The sequence below is a fragment of the Streptomyces sp. NPDC085596 genome, assembly GCF_044541565.1.
Taxonomy (GTDB): Bacteria; Actinomycetota; Actinomycetes; order Streptomycetales; family Streptomycetaceae; genus Streptomyces.
In genome coordinates this window covers 1-1,940 of sequence record NZ_JBITTC010000017.1, presented here as the reverse complement: position 1 = coordinate 1,940, position 1,940 = coordinate 1, and the positions used below count along the sequence as shown (strand labels likewise).

At 68.2% G+C, this 1,940-nt stretch carries 1 protein-coding gene; it reads left to right on the top strand.

What is annotated here, in order from left to right; genetic code table 11:
- Positions 1-1,940 (top strand): LamG-like jellyroll fold domain-containing protein (locus ACIGA3_RS30190; RefSeq protein WP_399721642.1); only part of this gene is annotated, 1,940 nt, incomplete at both ends.

Genomic DNA, 1,940 nt, shown 5'->3' with positions numbered 1-1,940 from the left:
CGGTGACCGACAACAAGTGGCACCACGTCGTGCTGTCCTCGTCGGCGACCAGCCAGTCCCTCTACCTGGACGGCAACCTGGTCGGCACCCAGACCGGCACCGCCGCGATGAGCGGCCAGCCCTACACCTATGTGGGCGCGGGCTACCTCGGCGGCAACTGGCCCGACGAGTCGCACACCAGCGGCACCGACAACACCGGCTACGCCAGCTACTTCAAGGGCTCGATCGCCGAAGCCGCGGTCTACCGCTCGCAGCTCTCCGCCGACGACGTCGACGCGCAGTACGACGCGGCACTGAACTCCACCGGCCTGCTGCCGGTGAAGACAGTGACGGTGACGACGCCGACCAACGCGACGCTCAGCTACAAGTACGACGTCACGCACGGAAACCGTCTGCTGAGCGAGACCGACGCCCTGGGCAACACGACCAGCTTCGGTTACGACACGTCCGGTTTCGAGCACACCGTGACCGACCCGAACGGTTCGATGACCGTCACCGGTCACGACGTGCGCGGCAACATCGTCTCCTCCACGTCCTGCCAGGACCAGGCGGCGAACAAGTGCAACACGGAGTACTACACGTACTACCCGGACGACACGACCGCGCAGCTCACCACCGCCGACCCCCGCAACGACCAGTTGCTGACCGAGCGGGACGGGCGTTCCGCGTCGGCGAGTGACAACACGTACCTGACGACCTACACCTACGACTCGGCCGGCAACCAGACCGCGATCACCGGTCCCGCCGTGCCGGGCTTCCCGAACGGCCGGACCACGCAGACCGTCTACAGCGACGGCACCAGCACCTACCCGTCCGCGGACGGCGGTGTGGTGCCCGCGGGTCTGCCGGTGAAGACGGTCAGCCCCGGCGGTGCGCTCAACCAGGTCTCGTACAACAAGAACGGCGACGTGGCCTCCACCACGGACGGCATCGGCCTGGTGACGTCCTACACCTACGACGGTGTCGGCCAGGTCAGCACCCAGAAGGTGGTCTCCGACACCTACCCGGCCGGTCTGACCACGACGTACAAGTACGACACGGCCGGTCAGGTGACCGAGGAGGACGACCCGCAGATCACCGACCGCGTCAACGGGGCCACGCACCGGGCCACGACCACCACGGTCTACGACGAGGACGGCAACACCACCTCGCAGACCGTGGCCGACGCGGGCGGCGGCGACCAGTCGCGCACGCAGACCTGGACGTACGACCCGTACGACCACGTGGCGACCGAGGCGGACGCCAACGTGGCCGCGGGCGCGAGCTACGGCAACACCACGACGTACAGCTACGACACCTCGGGCAACAAGACCAAGGAGGTCACCAGCGCCGGCAACGAGACCCGGTACACGTACGACGCGGAGGGCAACCTGCTCACGCAGGGCCTGATGTACACCGGTGACCCGGTCAACCCGCAGCCCGCGACGCTGCTGACCGAGTCCTCGCGGGCGTACGACCCCTCGGGCCGGCTCGCGTCGATCACCGACGCGATGGGCAACGTCACCTCGTACACGTACACCGACGACGGTCTGACCGCGACGGTGACGAAGAAGAGCGGCGACGGCCAGAGCACCTACGTGCTGGAGTCGGACGCCTACGACGCGGCCGGGAACCTGCTCCAGTCCACCTCCGACAACGGCGAGACGGTCACCAAGTACACCGTCGACGCCGCGTCCCGGACCACCGCCACGGAGCTGGACCCGACCGGTGTGGACCGGGTGAGCACCGTCTCCTACACGCCGGACGACCAGGTCGCCAGCGAGACCGACCGCGACTCCTCCGGCTACGACCGCACCACCACCAGCACCTACGACGACATGGGCAACCTGCTCAGCGAGACGCTGTACGGGGACGCCTCGGGTCATCCGGCGGGCTGGTGGAAGCTGGACCAGGGCTCGGGCACCTCGGTGACCGACTCCTCCGGCACCGGCAACACCGGT